General features: G+C 71.5%; 18 protein-coding genes. 14 read left to right on the top strand and 4 right to left on the bottom strand.

Annotation, left to right across the window (positions count from 1 at the left end):
• The first annotated feature begins 141 nt into the window (after positions 1-141).
• The 7 genes from ACODT0_RS11955 to ACODT0_RS11925 all read left to right on the top strand — a co-directional run bounded on the left by ACODT0_RS11955 (position 142) and on the right by ACODT0_RS11925 (position 6684).
• Positions 142-990 (top strand): 3-hydroxybutyryl-CoA dehydrogenase, encoded by an 849-nt coding sequence (locus ACODT0_RS11955; protein WP_093355279.1) that lies wholly within the window; start codon positions 142-144, stop codon positions 988-990.
• Positions 991-1021: 31 nt separating this feature from the next.
• Positions 1022-1837 (top strand): crotonase/enoyl-CoA hydratase family protein, encoded by an 816-nt coding sequence (locus tag ACODT0_RS11950; protein WP_057595123.1) that lies wholly within the window; start codon positions 1022-1024, stop codon positions 1835-1837.
• Between the two features lie 39 nt (positions 1838-1876).
• A complete protein-coding gene (locus tag ACODT0_RS11945; RefSeq protein WP_489041370.1) occupies positions 1877-3214 on the top strand; it encodes a serine hydrolase domain-containing protein in 1338 nt (445 codons plus the stop codon).
• A 94-nt stretch (positions 3215-3308) separates the two neighbouring features.
• Positions 3309-3758: a MarR family winged helix-turn-helix transcriptional regulator gene (locus tag ACODT0_RS11940; RefSeq protein WP_057595125.1), complete on the top strand. Its 450-nt coding sequence runs from the start codon at positions 3309-3311 to the stop codon at positions 3756-3758.
• 109 nt (positions 3759-3867) lie between these two features.
• Complete coding sequence (locus ACODT0_RS11935) at positions 3868-4293, top strand: organic hydroperoxide resistance protein (protein ID WP_057595126.1); 426 nt, start codon at positions 3868-3870, stop codon at positions 4291-4293.
• 187 nt (positions 4294-4480) lie between these two features.
• The gene (locus ACODT0_RS11930; protein WP_489041369.1) at positions 4481-5599 is read left to right on the top strand and encodes a DUF2855 family protein; all 1119 of its coding nucleotides are present in this window, start codon (positions 4481-4483) and stop codon (positions 5597-5599) included.
• Between the two features lie 35 nt (positions 5600-5634).
• The gene (locus tag ACODT0_RS11925; RefSeq protein WP_413761715.1) at positions 5635-6684 is read left to right on the top strand and encodes a serine/threonine protein kinase; all 1050 of its coding nucleotides are present in this window, start codon (positions 5635-5637) and stop codon (positions 6682-6684) included.
• On the opposite strand, the gene ACODT0_RS11920 is transcribed toward ACODT0_RS11925, so the two are convergent.
• From ACODT0_RS11920 to ACODT0_RS11910, 3 genes are all read right to left on the bottom strand, one after another.
• On the bottom strand, positions 6675-7070 hold the full coding sequence (locus ACODT0_RS11920; RefSeq protein ID WP_057595129.1) for a hypothetical protein: 396 nt from the start codon (positions 7068-7070) through the stop codon (positions 6675-6677). The genes ACODT0_RS11925 and ACODT0_RS11920 overlap by 10 nt on opposite strands.
• A gap of 55 nt (positions 7071-7125) precedes the next feature.
• Complete coding sequence (locus tag ACODT0_RS11915) at positions 7126-7869, bottom strand: AP2 domain-containing protein (RefSeq protein WP_261215212.1); 744 nt, start codon at positions 7867-7869, stop codon at positions 7126-7128.
• A gap of 221 nt (positions 7870-8090) precedes the next feature.
• Positions 8091-8987: a LysR family transcriptional regulator gene (locus tag ACODT0_RS11910; protein ID WP_057595131.1), complete on the bottom strand. Its 897-nt coding sequence runs from the start codon at positions 8985-8987 to the stop codon at positions 8091-8093.
• Between the two features lie 90 nt (positions 8988-9077).
• On the opposite strand from ACODT0_RS11910, the gene ACODT0_RS11905 reads away from it, so the two are divergent.
• Genes ACODT0_RS11905 through ACODT0_RS11875 form a run of 7 tightly spaced genes read left to right on the top strand, consistent with a single transcriptional unit; the run spans position 9078 to position 16961 of the window.
• Positions 9078-10766, top strand: a complete 1689-nt coding sequence (locus ACODT0_RS11905) for an acyl-CoA dehydrogenase family protein (protein WP_489041368.1) — start codon at positions 9078-9080, stop codon at positions 10764-10766.
• A gap of 35 nt (positions 10767-10801) precedes the next feature.
• Complete coding sequence (locus tag ACODT0_RS11900; protein WP_489041367.1) at positions 10802-11788, top strand: Bug family tripartite tricarboxylate transporter substrate binding protein; 987 nt, start codon at positions 10802-10804, stop codon at positions 11786-11788.
• A 58-nt stretch (positions 11789-11846) separates the two neighbouring features.
• Positions 11847-12983, top strand: a complete 1137-nt coding sequence (locus ACODT0_RS11895) for a CaiB/BaiF CoA transferase family protein (protein WP_261215207.1) — start codon at positions 11847-11849, stop codon at positions 12981-12983.
• A gap of 37 nt (positions 12984-13020) precedes the next feature.
• Positions 13021-14079: a glycosyltransferase family 2 protein gene (locus ACODT0_RS11890; protein WP_489041366.1), complete on the top strand. Its 1059-nt coding sequence runs from the start codon at positions 13021-13023 to the stop codon at positions 14077-14079.
• A gap of 11 nt (positions 14080-14090) precedes the next feature.
• Complete coding sequence (locus ACODT0_RS11885; RefSeq protein WP_057595136.1) at positions 14091-15077, top strand: hypothetical protein; 987 nt, start codon at positions 14091-14093, stop codon at positions 15075-15077.
• Complete coding sequence (locus tag ACODT0_RS11880; RefSeq protein ID WP_057595137.1) at positions 15067-15825, top strand: hypothetical protein; 759 nt, start codon at positions 15067-15069, stop codon at positions 15823-15825. Before ACODT0_RS11885 ends, ACODT0_RS11880 begins: the two co-directional genes overlap by 11 nt.
• A 14-nt stretch (positions 15826-15839) precedes the next feature.
• On the top strand, positions 15840-16961 hold the full coding sequence (locus tag ACODT0_RS11875) for a glycosyltransferase family protein (RefSeq protein WP_489041364.1): 1122 nt from the start codon (positions 15840-15842) through the stop codon (positions 16959-16961).
• On the opposite strand, the gene ACODT0_RS11870 is transcribed toward ACODT0_RS11875, so the two are convergent.
• Positions 16958-18643 (bottom strand): hypothetical protein, encoded by a 1686-nt coding sequence (locus ACODT0_RS11870; RefSeq protein ID WP_489041363.1) that lies wholly within the window; start codon positions 18641-18643, stop codon positions 16958-16960. The genes ACODT0_RS11875 and ACODT0_RS11870 overlap by 4 nt on opposite strands.
• Between the last annotated feature and the right edge of the window lie 36 nt (positions 18644-18679).

The raw sequence follows: 18679 nt of genomic DNA, 5'->3' as shown, positions 1-18679 counted from the left end.
GAAAAGCGCGAGCGCGCACTGTAAGCCACCCGTGTCGCCCGCGGCAACGACGCGCCGGCGGGGCTGATCCACAATGGACGGCACGGCGGCTGGCCCGCCTTCTCTTTTCTTCCCCTTTCGTTTTCTCAAGGAGCATTTCTCATGGCGATTCAGACCGTCGGCATCATCGGCGCCGGCACGATGGGCAACGGCATTGCGCAGGCCTGTGCGGTGGCGGGCGTCAAGGTGGTGATGATCGACGTCGCGCAGGCGGCGGTCGACAAGGGCCTGGCCACCGTCTCGGGCAGCCTCGACCGGCTGATCAAGAAGGAAAAGCTCACCGCCGAGCAGAAGGCCGCCGCGCTGGCACTGATCCAGGGCTCGACCAACTACGATGACCTCAAGGGCGCGCAGCTCGTGATCGAGGCCGCGACCGAGAACCACGCGCTCAAGCTCAAGATCTTGAAGCAGGTCGACGAGCTCGTGGGCCCCGAGGTCATCATCGCCTCGAACACCTCCTCGATCTCGATCACGCAGCTGGCCGCCGCCACCTCGCGCGCCGACCGCTTCATCGGCATGCACTTCTTCAACCCGGTGCCGATGATGGCGCTGGTCGAGCTGATCCGCGGCTACCTCACGAGCGACGCCACCCACGACACGGTGAAGGAACTGGCCGAGCGCCTGGGCAAGTCGCCGATCACGGTGAAGAACGCGCCGGGCTTCGTGGTCAACCGCATCCTGGTGCCGATGATCAACGAGGCCTTCTTCGTGCTGTCCGAGGGCATCGCGACCGCCGAGGACATCGACGCCGGCATGAAGCTGGGCTGCAACCAGCCGATCGGCCCGCTGGCGCTGGCCGACATGATCGGCCTGGACGTCTGCCTCGCGGTGATGGAGGTCTACCTCGACCAGTTCGGCGACTCCAAATACCGCCCCTGCCCGCTGCTGAAGGAAATGGTCGCCGCCGGCCAGCTGGGCCGCAAGACCGGCCGCGGCGTCTACACCTACTGACGCGCCGAAGAACGAGGAGACCGGGAACGCCATGACCGCCACGCCCACCACCCCGCCGACCGAAGGCTGCATCGACACCCAGGTGCTCGACCACGTGCTGCTGATCGGCATCAACCGGCCCGCCAAGCGCAACGGCTGGACGCCGCCGATGTTCCGCCAGCTCGCCGAGGCCTACACGCGTCTGGACGACGACCCGAAGCTGCGCGTGGGCGTGCTGCATGCCTTCGGCGACCACTTCACGGCCGGCCTCGACCTGCCCGCGGTGGCCGACTACATGAAGCGCGGCGAGAAGGCGATCCCGCAGGGCCTGGTGGAGCCGCACGACTTCGGCCTCGAGGGCTATCGCCGGCGCACCAAGCCGATGGTGGTGGCGGTCAAGGGCATCTGCTTCACGGTCGGCATCGAGCTGATGCTCGGCGCCGACATCGTGGTGGCGGCCGACAACTGCCGCTTCTCGCAGATGGAGGTGCAGCGCGGCATCATGGCCACGGGCGGCGCCACCTTGCGCATGGCCGAGCGCGCGGGCCTCGGCAACGCGATGCTGCACCTGCTGACGGCCGACGAGTTCGGCAGCGCCGAGGCCTATCGCCTGAACTTCGTGCAGAAGGTGGTGCCCGCGGGCCAGGAGCTCGACGAGGCGCTCGCGATCGCGCAGCGCATCGCCGCGCAGGCGCCGCTGGCGGTGGTGGCCACGCGCCTCAACGTGCTCAAGGCGATCGAGCACGGACCGCTGGCCGCGGTCGGCGAGTTCATCGAGACGCAGAAGCGGCTGTCGAACAGCGAGGACGCGGCCGAGGGCGTGCGCTCCTTCATCGAGCGTCGGCCCGCGCGCTTCAGCGGGCGCTGACGAACGCCCCCGTTCCTCCCCTCTTCTTCCCCTCTCACCATGACCCTGCGACTGCGCGCGGCCCTGGCCGCCCTGACCCTCTCCGCCGTGAACACCTCCCTCCACGCCCAGGCACCGGCCGCGCCCGCGGCCCTGCCCGATCCCGCGGCCACCTCCGTCGACGCGCTCGGCTGGATGCGCGGCTTCCCGCCGCCGCCCGACAAGCTGATCACCTTCGAGAACCCCGCCGGCAACGCCTTCCCGCGCAACCGCTGGACCTTCTCGCACGTGCGCGAGGTCGTGCCCACCGCCAACGTGTGGCGCGGCAGCGGCGCCGCGAGCCCGCTGCCGGCCGCCACGGGCGTGACGCCCGAGCAGATCGAGGGCATCCGCTTCAAGTCGCTGTCGGGCGAGGACAGCACCGTCGCCCAGATGATCGCCAACACCTACACCGACGGTTTCCTGGTGCTGCACCGCGGCCAGGTGGTGTACGAGAAGTACTTCGGCGCGCTCACGCCCGAGCGGCCGCACCTCGCGATGTCGGTCACCAAGTCCTTCGTCGGCACGCTCGCGGCCATCCTCGCCGACGAGGGCAAGCTCGACCCCGCGGCGCCCGTGACCCAATACGTGCCCGAGCTCAAGGACAGCGCCTATGGCGACGCCACGGTGCGCCAGGTGATGGACATGACCATCGGCGTGCGCTATTCCGAGAACTACGCCGACCCCAAGGCCGAGATCTGGGATTACTCGCGCGCCGGCGGCTTCATCCCGCGCGCGCCCGGCTACAGCGGCCCGAAGACCTTCTACGAGTTCCTCGCGCTGCAGAAGAAGGAAGGCGCGCACGACGAGGCCTTCGGCTACAAGACCATCAATGCCGAGGTGCTGGCCTGGATCCTGCGCCGCGCCAGCAACCAGTCGCTGGCCGACCTGCTCAGCGAGAAGATCTGGCGCCGCATCGGCGCCGAGCAGGACGCCTATTTCATGGTCGACAGCATCGGCACCGAATCGGGCGGCGGCGGCCTCAACACCACGCTGCGCGACCTCGCGCGCTTCGGCGAGACCCTGCGCAACGGCGGCCGCGCGCCCAACGGGCAGCAGGTGTTCCCGAAGGCGGTGGTCGACGACATCCGCCGCGGCGGCGACACCGCCAAGTTCGCGAAGGCCGGCTACGGCCTGCTGCCGGGCTGGTCGTACCGCAACATGTGGTGGGTGTCGAACAACGCGCACGGCGCCTACATGGCGCGCGGCATCCACGGCCAGAGCATCTACGTGGACCCGGCGGCACAGATGGTGATCGTGCGCTACGCGGCGCACCCGATCGCCGCCAATGCCGGCAACGACCCGCTGACGCTGCCGGGCTTCGCCGCGGTGGCCGATGCGCTGATGAAGCGCCCCTGATTTTTCCTCCCCTCTCCCGCCGGGAGAGGGCGCCTGAAAACCCCGCGTCACGAAATACTTTGCACACAATTTAATTGAGTGCCATAATTCGCCCATGCCCTCCTTGACGCAAGACGAACTCCTGAAGCTGGACAACCAGCTCTGCTTCGCCATGTACTCCGCCTCGCTGGCCATGACCCGCCTGTACAAGCCCCTGCTCGACAAGCTCGGCCTCACCTACCCGCAGTACCTGGTGATGCTCGCCCTGTGGGAAAAAGACGGTCCCATGGTCTCCGAGCTCGGCGAGCGCGTCTCGCTCGACTCGGGCACGCTCACCCCGCTGCTCAAGCGCCTCGAGGCCAACGGCTTCGTGGCCCGCGTGCGCGACGTGGCCGACGAGCGCCGCGTGCACATCACGCTCACGGCCGCGGGCCGTCGCCTCAAGGCGCGCGCGGGCCACGTGCCCGAATGCCTGCTCGCGGCCTCCGAATGCTCGGTGCCCGAGCTCGTGGACCTCACCCACCAGATTCAAGCGCTGCGCGACCGCATCCGCAAGGCCGCCTGAGCAAGCAAGCCATTTCAATCACTACAACAGGTTTCTCCCGCCGCGTGCCATTCCGGACCACGACGGCTTTCTTCAACCACCGTTCCACTTCGACCAAGGAAACATCACCATGACCACCAAGCTCGACAAAGTGCTCTACACCGCCCAGGCCCACACCACGGGCGGCCGCGACGGCGCCGGCAAATCCAGCGACGGCGCGATCGACGTCCAGCTGAGCTCGCCCGGTTCGGGCAAGCCCGGCACCAACCCCGAACAGCTGTTCGCGGTCGGCTACGCTGCCTGCTTCATCGGCGCGATGAAGGCCGTGGGCCCGAAGATCGGCGTCAAGGTGCCGGACGACGTGGCGATCGACTCCAGCGTCTCCCTCGGTCCGACGAATGGCGGCGCCGCCTACGGCATCGCGGTCAAGCTCGCGATCACGCTGCCCGGCCTCGACGCCGAACAGAAGCAGAAGCTGGTCGACACGGCCCACCAGGTCTGCCCGTACTCGAACGCCACGCGCGGCAACATCGACGTCGAACTGACGATCGCCTGAGCCTCCCGCGCTCCATGACGAAGCCCCGCTCGCGGGGCTTTTTTGCGTGCGCGCGCTTGTCCCGCGCGTGACGCGCCGGCGACCTGCGCGATGGCGCCTTTCACGAAGCTTGGCTAATGTCACGTGGACGCACCCCTTGCCACCCCAGCGGCCGGAACGCCGCGCAGCCACGGAGCCTCGACACGCCATGAGCACCACCCTCAGCCTGCAGATCCGCAAGAGCCGACTGGGCGACACCCGCCTCGACGACAGCACCGACACCCCGCTGGCCGACGGCCAGGTGCGCGTGCGCATCGACAGCTTCGCGCTGACCTCGAACAACATCACCTACGCCGCCTTCGGCGACGCCATGAGCTACTGGCGCTTCTTCCCCACCGGCGACGAGGCCTGGGGCAACATCCCCGTGTGGGGCTTCGCGAGCGTGGTGCAGTCGCTGCATCCGGGCGTGGCCGTGGGCGAGCGCCTCTACGGCTACTGGCCCATGGCCACGAGCGCGGTGCTCAGTCCCACGCGGCTGTCGCCCGAGCGCCTCGCCGACGGCGCCGCGCACCGCGCCGAGCTGCCGGCGGTCTACAACCAGTACTTCCGCTGCAATGCCGACCCGCTCTACACCGCCGACAGCGAGGACACGCAGGCGCTGCTGCGCCCGCTGTTCATCACCTCCTGGCTGATCGACGACTTCATGGCCGACAACGACTTCTTCGGCGCGCGCACCATGCTGCTGTCGAGCGCCTCGAGCAAGACGGCCTACGGCACCGCGTTCCAGCTGCATCAGCGCGAAGGCATCGAGGTGGTCGGCCTGACCTCGGCCGCCAACGTCGGCTACTGCGAGAGCCTGGGCTGCTACCACCGCGTGCTGCGCTACGACGCGCTCGACGAATTGCCCGCCGACACGCCCTGCGTCTACATCGACTTCGCGGGCAACGGCGCGCTGCGCGAGGCGATCCATGCGCGCTTCACCGGCCTGCGCTACAGCTGCGCGATCGGCGGCACGCATGTCGAGGAACTGGCCTCCAAGGGCGCCACCCGCGAGCTCGCGGGCCCGCGCGCCACGCTGTTCTTCGCGCCCGCGCAGATCAAGAAGCGCACCGCCGAATGGGGCGCCGAGGAATTCAGCCGCCGCATGGTGGCGGCCTGGCAGGCCTTCACCGCACGCGCGACCGATGCCGCGAGCCCCTGGCTGCGCGCCGAGCACCACCACGGCGGCGCGGCCGCGCAGGCGGCCTATGCCCAGGTGCTGGCCGGCAAGGGCGATCCGCGCACCGGCCACATCCTGTCGCTGCACGCGCACCCCGGCGGCCTCTGAAAAACGCGCGGGGTGCGGGCGACGACAATCGCCGCATGATTCCCGATTCCCCCGCGGCGCCCGCCGGCCACCCTGCCCATCCCTACGAGAGCCTCACGCCCGACGTGGTGCTCGACGCGCTCGCGGGCCTCGGCCTGCACGGCGACGGCCGGCTCACCGGGCTCAACTCCTACGAGAACCGGGTCTACCAGGTGCACCTCGAGGACCCGCAGCCGCACCCGGCCGTGGTGGTCAAGTTCTACCGGCCCGGCCGCTGGAGCGAGGCCGAGATCCTCGAGGAACACGCTTTCTCGCTCGAACTCGCCGCGGCCGAGGTCCCCGCCGTGCCACCGCTGGCCTTCGGCGGCGCCACCTTGCACCGCCATGCCGGCTTCGCCTTCAGCGTGAGCCCCTACCGCGGCGGCCGCGCGCCCGAGCTCGACGACTTCGAGGTGCTCGAATGGGTCGGACGCTTTCTCGCGCGCATCCACACCGTGGGCGCCGCGCGCCCCTTCGAGGCGCGGCCCGCGCTCGACCTGCGGAACTTCGGCACCGCCTCGCGCGACTGGCTGCTGGCGCACGACAAGCTGCCGCTCGACGTGCAGCGCGACTGGGAGAAGGCCTGCAACGAGGCGCTCGAGATGATCGCCGCGACCCCGCTTTCAGGCTCGGCCGCCGCTGGCGACGGGCCGCGCAAGCTGCGCCTGCATGGCGACGTGCACCCCGGCAACATCCTCTGGACGCCGACCGACCGCCCCCACGGCGGCCCGCACTTCGTCGACCTCGACGACGCGCGCACCGGCTTCGCGGTGCAGGATTTGTGGATGCTGCTGTCGGGCGAGCGCGCCCAGCGCACCGCGCAGCTCTCCGGGCTGCTCGACGGCTACGAGCAGTTCCGCGAATTCGACCGCCGCGAGCTCGCGCTGATCGAGCCGCTGCGCACGCTGCGCCTGATCCACTACAGCGCCTGGCTCGCGCGGCGCTGGGAAGACCCGATCTTCCCGATCAACTTCCCCTGGTTCGGCAGCAGCGACTACTGGAAGGGCCAGGTCCAGATGCTGCAGGACCAGTGCGAGGCGATGGCCGAGGACCCGATCTACGCCTGAACCGTCGGCGCCGACAGCCGGCGGATCTCCTCGCGCACGATCTCGCGGTGATGGTGCGAGGGCGAGAGACCGATGAACTGCGTGTACTTCTCGAGCGCGGCCGCGACGTTGCCCGCGTCCTCGAGGTCCAGCGCCTCGAGCATCAGTTGCGTGAACAGCCGGTTGGCATCGGCCTCGCGGCGCGAGGCCGCGAGCGTGCGCGGCTGCAGCTCGGGCTGCTCGGCATAGATCCGGCGCTGCACCTCGATCAGCTCGACCATCGCGCGGCCGATGCGGTGCACCTGCTCGGTGGCCGGCTCGAGGCCGCAGGCCCGCACGTCGGCCGCGGCCTGGTCGAGCAGGTGCGAGGCCACGCGCAGCAGCCGGTTCAACGATTTGAGGCTCATGGCAGCACCGCCCCGGCCGTGCCCGCCGGCCCGGCCCTGCACGCACGCGCCGCCATCAGGACGCCAGCTCCGCGCCGTCGAGCTGCCGCTTGAGCGCGAGCTGCGTCTCGCGCTCGGCGATCGCGAGCCGCTTGGCCGCCTGCTCGCCATGGGTCTTCACCGAGAAGGCCTTGCTGACGGTGCCGCGCCCGGCGATGAAGGTGATCGCCATCCAGTAGCCCGGATGGTCGGGCCGCGGCGACTTGAACTGCACGCCGCTGGTGCCGCTCGAGTTGTTGCGCCGCACGATCTCCGCGCGCGAGAGCCGCGCCGTGCGCGCGCGCGGCGCGGCATCGGTCTCGCGGCGGATCGCTTCCTCGGCCGGGTGCACGTGCGCCAGGCCGGTCATCTGCGCGAGCTGGCGCGCGCGCTCGGCCAGCGCCGCCGCATGGGCCGCGCGGTCGGCGCCATCGACCGAGAAATAGGTCTGCAGGATCTGGTCCTCGGCGATGTAGGTCTTGGCGAGCCAGGCGCGCACGCGGCCGTCGGGCGCGACGCGGCTGTAGACGCCGGGCGCGCCGGTGCTGTTGTTGGCGCGCGGCTGCTCGGCCCGCGCGCGGCGCGCGATCGGCGGGTGCTGCCGCACGATGGCGTCGCGCCAGTCCTGCGCATGCGCGAGCGCCTGTTCGGCGCCGCCGTAGCTCGCCCGGCCGAACTGCCGGTAATGGCGGGTTCCGTTGCGCATGACGGAGACCTCGTAGCCCCAGGGCCGGGTGAAGATGCCGTACATGGCGGCGGAATTGGGGATACCTTTGGGCATGCTGGCGTCGACTCGGCCATGTCGTTGATCTGAACCCCCTGGCGGCACCCCTTTTTTCTGGCGTGCTCTTGAAGGCCCGGGCCACGGCGAGGTTGGCGGGAATACTAAAGCCTTCGCAAGGCCTTGGGCATCACCGGTTCCGGTAGCCCGGCGCGGCGCGGGGTCGATGCCCCGCATGGTCACGGCCCTGCCACGAAGACGGTGCAGAACGGCGTCCGCGTTCAGCGCTTCGCGCTCTCGCGCAGACTCTTCGCGAGCCCGTCGAGCAACCGCTGCACCAGCATGTTCGGCGGTCCCGCGCGCCACACGCCGTAGGCCTCCGACGGCGTGACCTCGCGGTCGAGCGGACGGAACACCGCACCGCTCAACGCCGAGTGCCGCATCGCCTGCGGCACCAGCGCCACGCCCATGCCCTGCGACACCAGCGAGACCACCGCGAGCCAGTGCCGCACCTCGTGCCGCACCTCGGGATGGAAACCCGCGTCGGCGCAGATCGAGAGGATGCGCTCGTGGTAGTCGGGCGAGGCCTCGCGCGAGAACAGCACGAAGGGTTCGCCGCGCAGCTCGGCCGGCGCGAGCGCGCGCCGCCGCGCCAGCGCATGGCCCGCGGGCAGGCAGCAGACGAAAGGCTCGGTCAGCAGCAGCCGGTGCTGCAGCTCGGGCGGCATGCGCGCGGTGTGGACGAAGCCGAGGTCGAGCCGGTCGTGCATCAGCTCGGCGATCTGCACGCCCGAGTTGAGTTCGGCCAGCGTGATGCGCACCGCCGGATGTTTGGCCTGGAACGCACGCAGCGCCTGCGGCAGGCCGCGGTAGAGCATCGCGCCGACGAAGCCGATGCGCAGCCGGCCGGCCGAGCCCTGCGCGATATCGCGCGCCTCGAGCGCGGCCTCCTCGGCCTGCTGCAGCAGCCGGCGCGCCGACACGCGCAGCGCATCGCCCGCGGGCGTGAGCCGCACCTCCTTGCTGTTGCGCTCGAACAGGCGCGCGCCCACCGTGTCCTCGAGCTGGCGGATCGCCACCGACAGCGGCGGCTGCGAGATCGAGAGCCGGCGCGCCGCGCGCCCGAAGTGCAGCTCCTCGGCGAGCACGGAGAAATAGCGCAGGTGACGCAGTTCCATGAATAGGCAAATCGAATCGAGCAAGACCCAAACGATATTAGACACGGATCGTCACGGCTTGAACAATGGCGCGAATCCAGGAGACAAGCCATGCCCCAGACGTCTGCCGTGCCTGCAGCGCCCGCCGTTCACCCCATCCCCGACCGCCACGGTCAGAACCTCTACAGCGTCGACACCGAGCTGCAGTCGCTGCTCGCGCTCTACCTGCCCGAGGACCTGCTGCGCCACCTGCGGCCACACCTCGAGCGCCTCGGCGGCCTCGCGGGCGGCAGGCTCGACGAGCTGGCCGGCACCGCCGACCGCAACCCGCCCACCCTGATGCAGCGCACGCGCATCGGGCTCGACGAGCAGCAGGTGATCAAGCATCCGGCCTACGTCGAGATGGAGCGCCTCGCGCTCAGCGAATTCGGCCTGGCCGCGATCTCGCATCGCGACGAGACGCTGGGCTGGAAGGGCCGCATGCCGCCGCTCGTGAAATACGCGCTGACCTACCTGTTCGTGCAGGCCGAGTTCGGCCTGTGCTGCCCGGTCTCGATGACCGATTCGCTCACGCGCACGCTCAAGAAGTTCGGCGCGCCCGCGCTGGTGCAGAAGTACCTGCCGCGCCTGACCTCGCTCGACTTCGACGAACTCGCGCAGGGCGCGATGTTCATGACCGAGCAGGCCGCGGGCTCCGACATCGCCGCCACCGCCACGCTGGCGCGGCGCGAGGCCGACGGCAGCTGGCGCCTCACGGGCGACAAGTGGTTCTGCTCGAACCCCGACGCCGACTTCGCGATGGTGCTCGCGCGCGCCGAGGACGGCGTGGCCGGCATGAAAGGCGTGTCGCTGTTCCTGCTGCCGCGCCGGCTCGACGACGGCAGCCTCAACCACTACCGGATCATCCGGCTCAAGGACAAGCTCGGCACGCGCTCGATGGCCAGCGGCGAGATCCGGCTCGAGGGCGCGCTCGCCTTCCTGGTCGGCGAGGAAGGCCGCGGTTTCGTGCAGATGGCCGACATGGTCAACAACTCGCGGCTGTCGAACGGCGTGCGCGCCGCGGGCCTGATGCGCCGCGCGGTGGCCGAGGCCGAGTACATCGCGGCCGAGCGCCAGGCCTTCGGCCGCACGCTCGACCGGATGCCGCTGATGCAGCGCCAGCTCGACAAGCTGCGCGTGCCGGCCGAGCAGGCGCGCACCATGGTCTGCCAGACCGCCTTGGCGCTCGCGCGCTCCGATGCCGGCGAGCCCGATGCCTACGCGCTCCTGCGCATCCTCACGCCGCTCATCAAGTTCCGCGCCTGCCGCGATGCGCGCAAGGTCACGGGCGATGCGATGGAGGTGCGCGGCGGCTGCGGCTACATCGAGGAATGGAGCGATCCACGGCTGGTGCGCGATGCCCACCTGGGCTCGATCTGGGAGGGCACGAGCAACATCGTCGCGCTCGACGTGATCCGCGCCGTCAAGCGCGAGGGCTCGCTGCCGGTGCTGCGCGCCCATTGCGAAAAGCTGATCGCCGAAGCCGAACCGGCCCCGGCCTTCGCCCAGGCGCTGCGCGATGCGCTGGCGCGCGCCGCCGCGCTGGCCGAGACGGCCGCGCGCGAAGGCGGCGACGTGCTCGCGCGCCAGGCCGCCTCGGCGCTCTACCACTGCACCAGTGCGAGCGCGATGGCCTGGGAGGCCGCGCGCACCGGCTCGGCCGCGCGGCTGCGCTGGTCGCAGCTCGCGCTGCTGCACCGCGTGCTGCCGCGCGATCCGCTCGCGCCCGATGCGCTGCCCGCGGACTGGACCGCGGCCTGAGCCCTTCCCTCGAACAAAGAACGGAGACCTCCTCTATGAAACACCTCGCTTCCGTCCTCGCGCTGGCCACCGCCTGCGCCGGCCTGCTGGCCGCGGCCCCCGCCGCGCAGGCCGACACCGCCTTCCCGTCCAAGCCGATGATGCTGGTCGTGCCCTTCCCGCCCGGCGGTCCCACCGACGCGATGGCGCGCACGCTCGCGGCCGAGATGAAGGACCGCATGGGCCAGCCGATGATCGTGGAGAACCGCGCCGGCGCGGGCGGCAACATCGGCGCCGAGTACGTGGCGCGCGCCGAGGCCGATGGCCATGTGCTGCTGTTCGGCACCTCGGGCCCGCTCGCGATCAACGCCAGTCTCTACCGCAAGATCAACTACGACCCGGTCAAGAGCTTCACGCCCGTGATCCAGGTCGGCTACCTGCCGAACATCCTGGTGGTGAATCCCGCGCTGCCGGTGAAGACCGTGCCCGAGCTCGTCGCCTATGCCAAGGCCAACCCCGGCAAGCTCAGCTATGCCTCCTCGGGCAACGGTGCCTCCTCGCACCTCGCGGGCGTGCTGTTCAACTCGATTGCCGGCACCGACTTCCAGCACATCCCCTACAAGGGCACCGGCCCCGCGCTCAACGACCTGCTGGGCGGCCAGGTCAGCATGACCTTCACCGACATCCTCACCGCGCTGCCCTACGTCAAGGCCGGCAAGCTGCGCGCGCTGGGCGTGGCCACCCTCGCGCGCTCGCAGGCGCTGCCCGAGGTGCCCACGATCTCGGAGCAGGGCTACAAGGGCTACGACGTGAGCGTGTTCTTCGGCATCGTCGCGCCCGCGGGCACGCCGGCCGATCGCGTGGCGAAGCTCAACCATGCCTTCGCCGAGGTGCTGAACTCGCCCAGGGTCAAGCAGATGTTCGCGGCCCAGGGCCTCGAGGCCAGCGCCGACACCTCGCCGCCGAAGCTCGGCCAGTTCATCGCGAGCGAGTCGGCGAAGTGGAAGGACGTGGTCAAGAAGTCGGGCGCGCAACTCGACTAGCGCATCCGCAACCGATCCGCCGCACGTGCCCCGAACGACAAGACAAAGGGAACAAGAAATGACACAAGGCGCACTCGCGGGCATCCGCGTGCTCGACATCTCCCGCATCCTCGGCGGCCCCTACTGCGGCCAGATCCTCGGCGACCATGGCGCCGACGTGCTCAAGATCGAGCCGCCGCAGGGCGACGACACGCGCACCTGGGGCCCGCCGTTCAAGGATGGCGTGGCTTCCTACTACCACGGCCTCAACCGCAACAAGCGCGTGCAGCACCTCGACTTCTCGACCGAGGAAGGCCGCGCCGCCCTGCTCGCGCTGGTGGCCGAGGCCGACGTGCTGATCGAGAACTTCAAGACCGGCACCATGGAACGCTGGGGCATCGGCTACGAGACCCTGTCGCAGCGCTTTCCGCGCCTGGTCTGGTGCCGCGTCTCGGGCTTCGGCGCCGACGGTCCGCTCGGTGCGCTGCCCGGCTACGACGCCGCCGTGCAGGCCATGACCGGCATCATGAGCGTCAACGGCGAGGCCGAGGGCGGGCCGCTGCGCGTGGGCCTGCCCGTGGTCGACATGGTGACCGGCCTCAACGCCGTCATCGGCGTGCTGCTCGCGCTGCAGGAACGCCAGCGCAGCGGACGCGGCCAGTTCGTCGAGGCCGCGCTCTACGACAGCGGCATCTCGCTCTTGCATCCGCACGCCGCCAACTGGTTCATGGACGGCAGCGCGCCGCGCCGCACCGGCAACGCCCATCCCAACATCTATCCCTACGACGCCCTCGCCACCGGCACCGACCCCGTGTTCGTCGCCGTCGGCAACGACCGCCAGTTCGCGAGCCTGTGCGGCTGCATCGGCCTGCCCGCGCTGGCCACCGATCCGCGCTTCGCCACCGCGGGCGCGCGCTCGGTGAACCGCGACGCGCTCAAGCAGCAACTCGAGACCGCCATGGCCGCCTTCGACGGCCGCGTGCTGGTCGAGCAGCTCATGGCAGCGGGCGTGCCGGCCGCGCCCGTGCTGCCCGTGGCCGCCGCGCTCGAGCATCCGCACACGGCGCACCGCGGCATGGTGGTCGAGCTCGAAGGAGGCTATCGCGGCATCGGTGCACCCGTGAAGCTGGGCCGCACGCCCGCGAGCTACCGGCATGCGCCGCTGACGCCGGGCGATGCCTTCCTGCCGCGCGAGGCGGACACGCCGGCGCGCTGAAGCCCCCGCCGTTCCCGCCTTGTGCGATAAAGGCGGGATGCAATCCACTCCTGCGGTTCCTCCCGGAACGGACGGCGCCATCGCGCGCGTGGCGGCACGCACCGCGCTGGTCCTCGAGACCAACAACCTGCGCGGCGGCGCCGATGCGCAGGCCAGGGCCGCCGCCAGCCTGCAGCGGCTCATCGCGCTGCTCGCGCGTCAGAAGCAGCCGCTGTCCACGCTGGCCCAGGTGGTCATCACGCACGACGGCCTCGATGCCGCCACCTGCGAGCAAGTGCAGCGACTGGCCCAGCGGCCCGTGGACTTCGTGCGCATCGACGCCAGCACCGGCTACTACGACGCCAAGAACACCGGCTTCGCGGCCACCGACGCGGCGCGCTGCGACTGGGTGGTGTTCGCCGATGCCGACTGCCTGCCCGACGAGGACTGGCTGCGCGAGCTGCTCGCGCCCTTCGCGCGCGCCGACGCGCCGGCCGTGGTGGCGGGCCGCACCAGCTACGCGGCCAACGTGGTGGGCACCGCGCTCACCACCATCGACTTCATGTACTTCCCGAACGAGCACGCGGGCGCGACGAGCAACTTCTACGCGAACAACGTGGCGTTCCGGCGCGAGGTCTTCGACACCCACGGCTACCAGGCGCTCGACGGCGTGTACCGCGCCCACTGCCAGGTGCTCGGCATGCGGCTGCGCGCGGCCGGCATCCCGCTGCACTACGCGGCGCGCGCCCACACCGAGCACCGCCTGCCCGACACGCGGCGCGAGGCGCTCAAGCTGCGCTGGATGCGCGGGCAGGACACGTATTCGCTCACGCCGCACCTGCTGCGCAGCTACGTCTCGCCGCGCTGGCAATGGCTCGCGAAGAGCGGTCCGATCGGCCCGCTGTGCGTGCTCGTCACGCGGCTGGGCTTCAGCCTGCGCGCGCTCAACCGGCAGGACCTGCCGCCGCTGCGCGGCGCGCGCTGGGCGCTCGGCGTGCTGCTGATCCTGGGCTTCTCGGCCGTCGACATGCTCGGCGCCTTCGCGCGCGGCATCGGCCTGCACACCACGGGCCGCGCGCATGCCGATGCGCAGGCGCTGTCATACCACCGCCCCTGAGGCCCGCGACCATGGCACGCATGCTCGTTCTCGCCGCCCTCGCGCTGCTCGCCCCCGGACTCGCGGCCTCGGCCGAGTTCTCGGGCCGCGGCGTCTTCGCCTTCCGCTCGGGCAGCGGCTGCCCTCTCGCCAACGGCGGCGAGGACTGCAACCGGCTCGCGCTCGACGACGAGCACACGCGCGCCACGCTCGACGAGGCGACGCACACGCTGCGCTTCTCGAATGGCTTCGGCTACGACAGCAAGCGCATCGTCGGCGACGTGGTGCTGCAGGGTTCGGGCCGCACGGCCGACGGCCAGCGCGTGCCGCTGAGCTTCCATGCGTTGCTGAGCCGCTCGGGCAACGACTGGTCGTTCAGCAGCCATGCGCATGCGCCGGTGCGCGGCGAGTTCTCCGAGATCCGCATCGATCCCTGGCAGCTCGTGGTCGGCGAGGCCGGCGGCGAGCGCGTGCTGTTCAGCAGCGCGCAGGTCATGGAGGCGCTCGCCAGGCCCTCGCTGACGGCGCGCCTGGCCGACGAGCTGGTGCAGGTGCGCGACAACCGCGAGAGCGCCGCGCGCGACGCCGACATCACGGTCGGGCTCGGCGTGTCGAAGGCCGTCAAGTGGGTGGCGCGCACGCGCTTCGCCACGACGCGCAACCAGCCGCTGGCCGAGGCGATGCGCGAGGGCAACTGGTCGCTCGAGCTGCAGGCGCTCAGCGGCCGGATCCCGCGCCAGGTGGTGCAGCGCGACCTGTTCCTCTACGGGCTCGAATCGCAGTCGCTGCTGCAGCCGCTGCTGCAGCGCGGCTTCCGCAAGAACGAGACGCTCGCGATCGGTGCCGCCGGCGGCAAGGGCTTCGTGCGCTACGACGGGCAGCAGCGCGAGTTCGCGGGCGCCGACGCCACGGCGCGCGGTTTCCTGCAGGGCAGCTTCCTGGGGCTGGTGCTCGGCTGGCAGCAACAGCAGTTGCAGCCCGTGGCACTGGACGCGAAGGCGCGGCCGAATGGCCGCTGAGCCGTACGCGCAGGCCGAGACCGAAGCCCCGGGCTTCGAGAGCCTCGCGCCGCCATCGCTGCGCGGCTGGCCCGCGCTGCAGGCCGCGCTGGTGCACCGCGTGAAGCGCGCCGCGCTGCGGCAACTGCATGCCAGCCGCGCGGGCGAGGCGCTGCTGCTGCGCTTCTACCTCGTGGGCGAGGAATCGTCGGAGCAGGCGCTGCAGCGCGAACTGCGCGCCGCCGCGCCCGACTGGCTCGCGCGCCAGCTCGACCAGCACCTGGCCGACGAGCAGCTGCATGCGCGGCTGTTCGCCGAGGCCATCGCCGAACGCGGCGGGCGCGCACGGGCCGGTGCCCTCGATGGCGAGCAGCCGCGGCCCGACTGGTTCAGCCGGCGCAAGCTCGCGCGCTGGCAGGCGCTGATCCGGCGCCACGCGCCGCATTTCGCGCATGGCGGACTGGTGCCGGCCTATGCGATCGGCCTCGCGGCCGAGCAGATGGCCTCGCGCATCCTCGAGCGCCACTGCGCGCTGATCGGGCCCGCGCATGCGCTGCATCCGCTGCTCGCGCGCGTGTGGGCCGACGAGCAGCGCCATGTGCGGCTGTGCAGCCACACGCTGCGGCGCTGCGTGGCGCCGCACGAGCGCGCGCGGCTCGCGCGGCTGATGGACGAGGTGCGCGCCATCGAGCGCGGCTTCGGCGTCACGGGCGCGCTCGGCATGTGGTGCGCGGGCGCGGCGCTGCGGCTCGCGCCGCACGCGGGTTGAGCGTCGGCTGAGCCATGCCGCGCATCCTCTACCTCGCGACCGCGGACGCGCGCGGCCACCTGATGCGCTCGCAGCTGCTCGCGCACGCGCTGCGCGCGGCCGGCGCGCAGGTGCAGGTGCTGACCACCTCCGACGAGGGCGCGCTCTTCCTCGCCGGCTTCGGCATCGAGGCGCCCGTGCTCTCGCGCCACTACGCGGTGCAGTTCGACGCGCGGCAGAACATGCTGCGCCGCGAGACCGACCGCAACGTGGCGCACTACGTGTTCCGGCCCGGCCGCATGCTGCGCGACATCGTGCGGCTGCACGGCCGGCTGCGCGATGCCGACCTGGTGGTCAACGACTCCTTTCATCCCGCGCTGCTGTTCATGGGCGCGCTGCCGCCGTGGCGGCACAAGGTGGTGCACGTGTACGGCGCGAGCCTGCGACGCGCGCTCGAAGGCAACTTCAGCGGCCGGCTGCCGGGCTGGACGGCGCGCGCCTTCGGCCGCATCGTGGCCTGGCAGATCGGGCGCAGCCGCGCGCGCATCGCGCACGACTTCGCGCAGGGAGCGCCGGCGCACGAGGGCCATGGCACGCACCGGCTCTCGACGCCGGTGGCCGTGGCCTCGGGCGAGGAGGCCGGGCCCGTTGCCCCGCGAGCCGCGGTCTACCTCAACCCGCACTTCAGGGACACGGCGCTGGCCGACGGCCTCGAACGCGGCCTGGCCGCCGCGGGCCTGAACGCGCATTGCGTGGGCGAGGGCTATGCCGGGCGCGCCGGCTGGCAGCCGCAGGACGCGCACTGGATCGACAGCGCGGCGCGCAGCGCCTTCATCGTCTCGGCCCCGGGCATGGCGGCGCTGTCGGTGGCCCAGGTCTACCGCAAGCCGATCCTGCTGCTGTTGACCGACCAGCCCGAGCAGGCGAGCAATGCCGAGCGCGCCGCGCAACTCGGGCTGCATCACCGCACGGTGGTGTGGCGCGGCGATGCGGCCGCGTTCGCGAACGACGTGGCGGCCGCGGCGCGCGAGCTGGGCGCGCGCACCGAGGCCACCGCCGCGCAGGGCCGTGAAGCGGCGCTCGAGCGGCTGCAGCCGTGGCGCCAGCTGCTGCTGGAGCTGGCCACGCAGGCCGCCCCGGCCCGCGCAGACTCCTAGCCTGCCGCGCGCCGGCCGGACTGAAGGAAGACGCGCAGCATCCGGTCGAGCACGCGACCGGGCGCCGCCGTCGAGGCCTCGGGCTGCGGCAGCGCCGCGACCCCGCCCGTGCCGGTCGCGTTCATCGACACGCGCAGCCGGCGCAAGGTGAAGCCCGAGCGCACCACCGGCGCCTGCGTGCCGTCGGCCACCTCCGCGCCGGCCGCCTCGCCGACGAAGAACTGCAGCACCAGGCACTTGCGCTGCGGCGAGGGCACGAGCTCGAACACCAGGCTGCGCCGCCATGCGCCCGTCGTGCGCTGGCCCGGCAGCATCGCGCCGTCGAGCAGCGCCACCACGCGCGTGCCCTTGGCTTCGCAGCGGTAGTCGATGCGCACGCGCAAGCGCTGCGCCGGCGCCTGCAGCGGGTGCGCGAACACGGCCGCGGGCGGCAGCGGGATCGCCAGGCAGGCCAGCGCGCCTTCGCTCCAGGTGTCGACGTCGTCGGGTGCCGCCCAGCCATGGGCCAGCCAGGCCGTGGCCGGATTGCCGGTGCGGAAGGCGTAGTCGCGGCCGAGCACGAGCTCGGGCAGCGGCTGCAGGCCCGGGCTGTCGTCGTCGAGGCCCCAGCGCGTGGAGAAGGCGCGTTCGATCGCATCCGCGGGCCAGGCGCCGGCATCGCCGGTCGATGCCGCGATCAGCCCCTGCGACTCGGGCGCCTGGCAGGCCTCCAGCACGAAGTCGAGCGAGCCGAGCTCCGGTCCCACCGGCATCCACGGCGAGCAGCCCGCGGGCAGGCATTCGGGCGCGTTGCGGTCGGCACGGATCAGCGCGCGCGTGGGCTTGAGGAAGTAGCGCGCCTCGGTCAGCACGCTCGACGACAGCCCGGCGACGAAGCGCACGTTGTCGGCCGACAGCAGCGCATAGCTGTTCTCGCGCGTCCAGGCGACGTTGGGAATGGCGCGCGCGATCGGCGCGAGGTCGTGCAGCGCGGGCTCGTAGGGATGCGGTTTCACCACCAGCAGGTCGACCTCCTGCGCCAGCGTGCGCAGCGCGCCGATCACGGCCGACGGATGCTGGCTGCGCCCGCCGCTCACCAGCGACAGGTCGACCAGGCTCTGGCCGAAGAACACGCCCACGCGCAGGCGCGGATCGAACAGCGCGCCCGTGCCGCGGCGCGCGAAGAAGCCCTGCAGCGAGGCCGCGTGGTTCCAGAACAGCTCCTCGCCGATGGCGCGGGCCTCGAGCGCGGCACGGATGCGCGCGTCGTTGGTGCGCGCGCAGAAGTGCAGGTGCTCGGTGAAGCGGCGCGGGTCGATCTCGATGTCGAGGTAGCTCGCGCCGCCGCGGTCGATCGCGTGCTGCAGCGCGGGCGTCAGGCCCCAGCCGATCACCAGGCAGCCGGGGCCGAAGGCGGGCCAGCCCTCGAGCTCCCGCAGCGGCGCGAGGTCGGCGATGCAGGCGCGGGCCCAGCCCGCCGGCGTGGCCGGCAGGCCCAGGAGCGCCATCGCGCGCGCCACGTCGATCGCGCCGCCGTGCGAGCGTGGCGCGATCTCGCGCATCGGCAGGCCGAGCCGCCCGAGCGCCGAGCCGAAGAAGCCCTTGAGGAAACGGCGGTTGGCGGGGAAGTGGTTGAGCCCGTTGGCGGGCGAGCGGAAGAGATCGTCCGCGAAGATGACCTGGTGGAACCGGCGTGCTGGCATGGCGTGGGACGGTCGGTGCCGGAGGCCCTGCGGGCC

This window comes from Variovorax sp. FG153, from assembly GCF_057809595.1.
This window is presented reverse-complemented; position numbering and strand designations above follow the sequence as displayed.

What these genes read in the sequence shown, in the direction of transcription:
- ACODT0_RS11895 (WP_261215207.1), top strand. Translation starts at nt 11,847, where the DNA reads ATGACACAAGGCGCACTCGCGGGCATCCGCGTGCTCGACATCTCCCGC.
- ACODT0_RS11925 (WP_413761715.1), top strand. Translation starts at nt 5,635, where the DNA reads ATGATTCCCGATTCCCCCGCGGCGCCCGCCGGCCACCCTGCCCATCCC.
- ACODT0_RS11885 (WP_057595136.1), top strand. Translation starts at nt 14,091, where the DNA reads ATGGCACGCATGCTCGTTCTCGCCGCCCTCGCGCTGCTCGCCCCCGGA.
- ACODT0_RS11870 (WP_489041363.1), bottom strand. Translation starts at nt 18,643, where the DNA reads ATGCCAGCACGCCGGTTCCACCAGGTCATCTTCGCGGACGATCTCTTC.
- ACODT0_RS11940 (WP_057595125.1), top strand. Translation starts at nt 3,309, where the DNA reads ATGCCCTCCTTGACGCAAGACGAACTCCTGAAGCTGGACAACCAGCTC.
- ACODT0_RS11910 (WP_057595131.1), bottom strand. Translation starts at nt 8,987, where the DNA reads ATGGAACTGCGTCACCTGCGCTATTTCTCCGTGCTCGCCGAGGAGCTG.
- ACODT0_RS11880 (WP_057595137.1), top strand. Translation starts at nt 15,067, where the DNA reads ATGGCCGCTGAGCCGTACGCGCAGGCCGAGACCGAAGCCCCGGGCTTC.
- ACODT0_RS11905 (WP_489041368.1), top strand. Translation starts at nt 9,078, where the DNA reads ATGCCCCAGACGTCTGCCGTGCCTGCAGCGCCCGCCGTTCACCCCATC.
- ACODT0_RS11930 (WP_489041369.1), top strand. Translation starts at nt 4,481, where the DNA reads ATGAGCACCACCCTCAGCCTGCAGATCCGCAAGAGCCGACTGGGCGAC.
- ACODT0_RS11875 (WP_489041364.1), top strand. Translation starts at nt 15,840, where the DNA reads ATGCCGCGCATCCTCTACCTCGCGACCGCGGACGCGCGCGGCCACCTG.
- ACODT0_RS11945 (WP_489041370.1), top strand. Translation starts at nt 1,877, where the DNA reads ATGACCCTGCGACTGCGCGCGGCCCTGGCCGCCCTGACCCTCTCCGCC.
- ACODT0_RS11935 (WP_057595126.1), top strand. Translation starts at nt 3,868, where the DNA reads ATGACCACCAAGCTCGACAAAGTGCTCTACACCGCCCAGGCCCACACC.
- ACODT0_RS11890 (WP_489041366.1), top strand. Translation starts at nt 13,021, where the DNA reads ATGCAATCCACTCCTGCGGTTCCTCCCGGAACGGACGGCGCCATCGCG.
- ACODT0_RS11900 (WP_489041367.1), top strand. Translation starts at nt 10,802, where the DNA reads ATGAAACACCTCGCTTCCGTCCTCGCGCTGGCCACCGCCTGCGCCGGC.
- ACODT0_RS11950 (WP_057595123.1), top strand. Translation starts at nt 1,022, where the DNA reads ATGACCGCCACGCCCACCACCCCGCCGACCGAAGGCTGCATCGACACC.
- ACODT0_RS11920 (WP_057595129.1), bottom strand. Translation starts at nt 7,070, where the DNA reads ATGAGCCTCAAATCGTTGAACCGGCTGCTGCGCGTGGCCTCGCACCTG.
- ACODT0_RS11955 (WP_093355279.1), top strand. Translation starts at nt 142, where the DNA reads ATGGCGATTCAGACCGTCGGCATCATCGGCGCCGGCACGATGGGCAAC.
- ACODT0_RS11915 (WP_261215212.1), bottom strand. Translation starts at nt 7,869, where the DNA reads ATGCCCAAAGGTATCCCCAATTCCGCCGCCATGTACGGCATCTTCACC.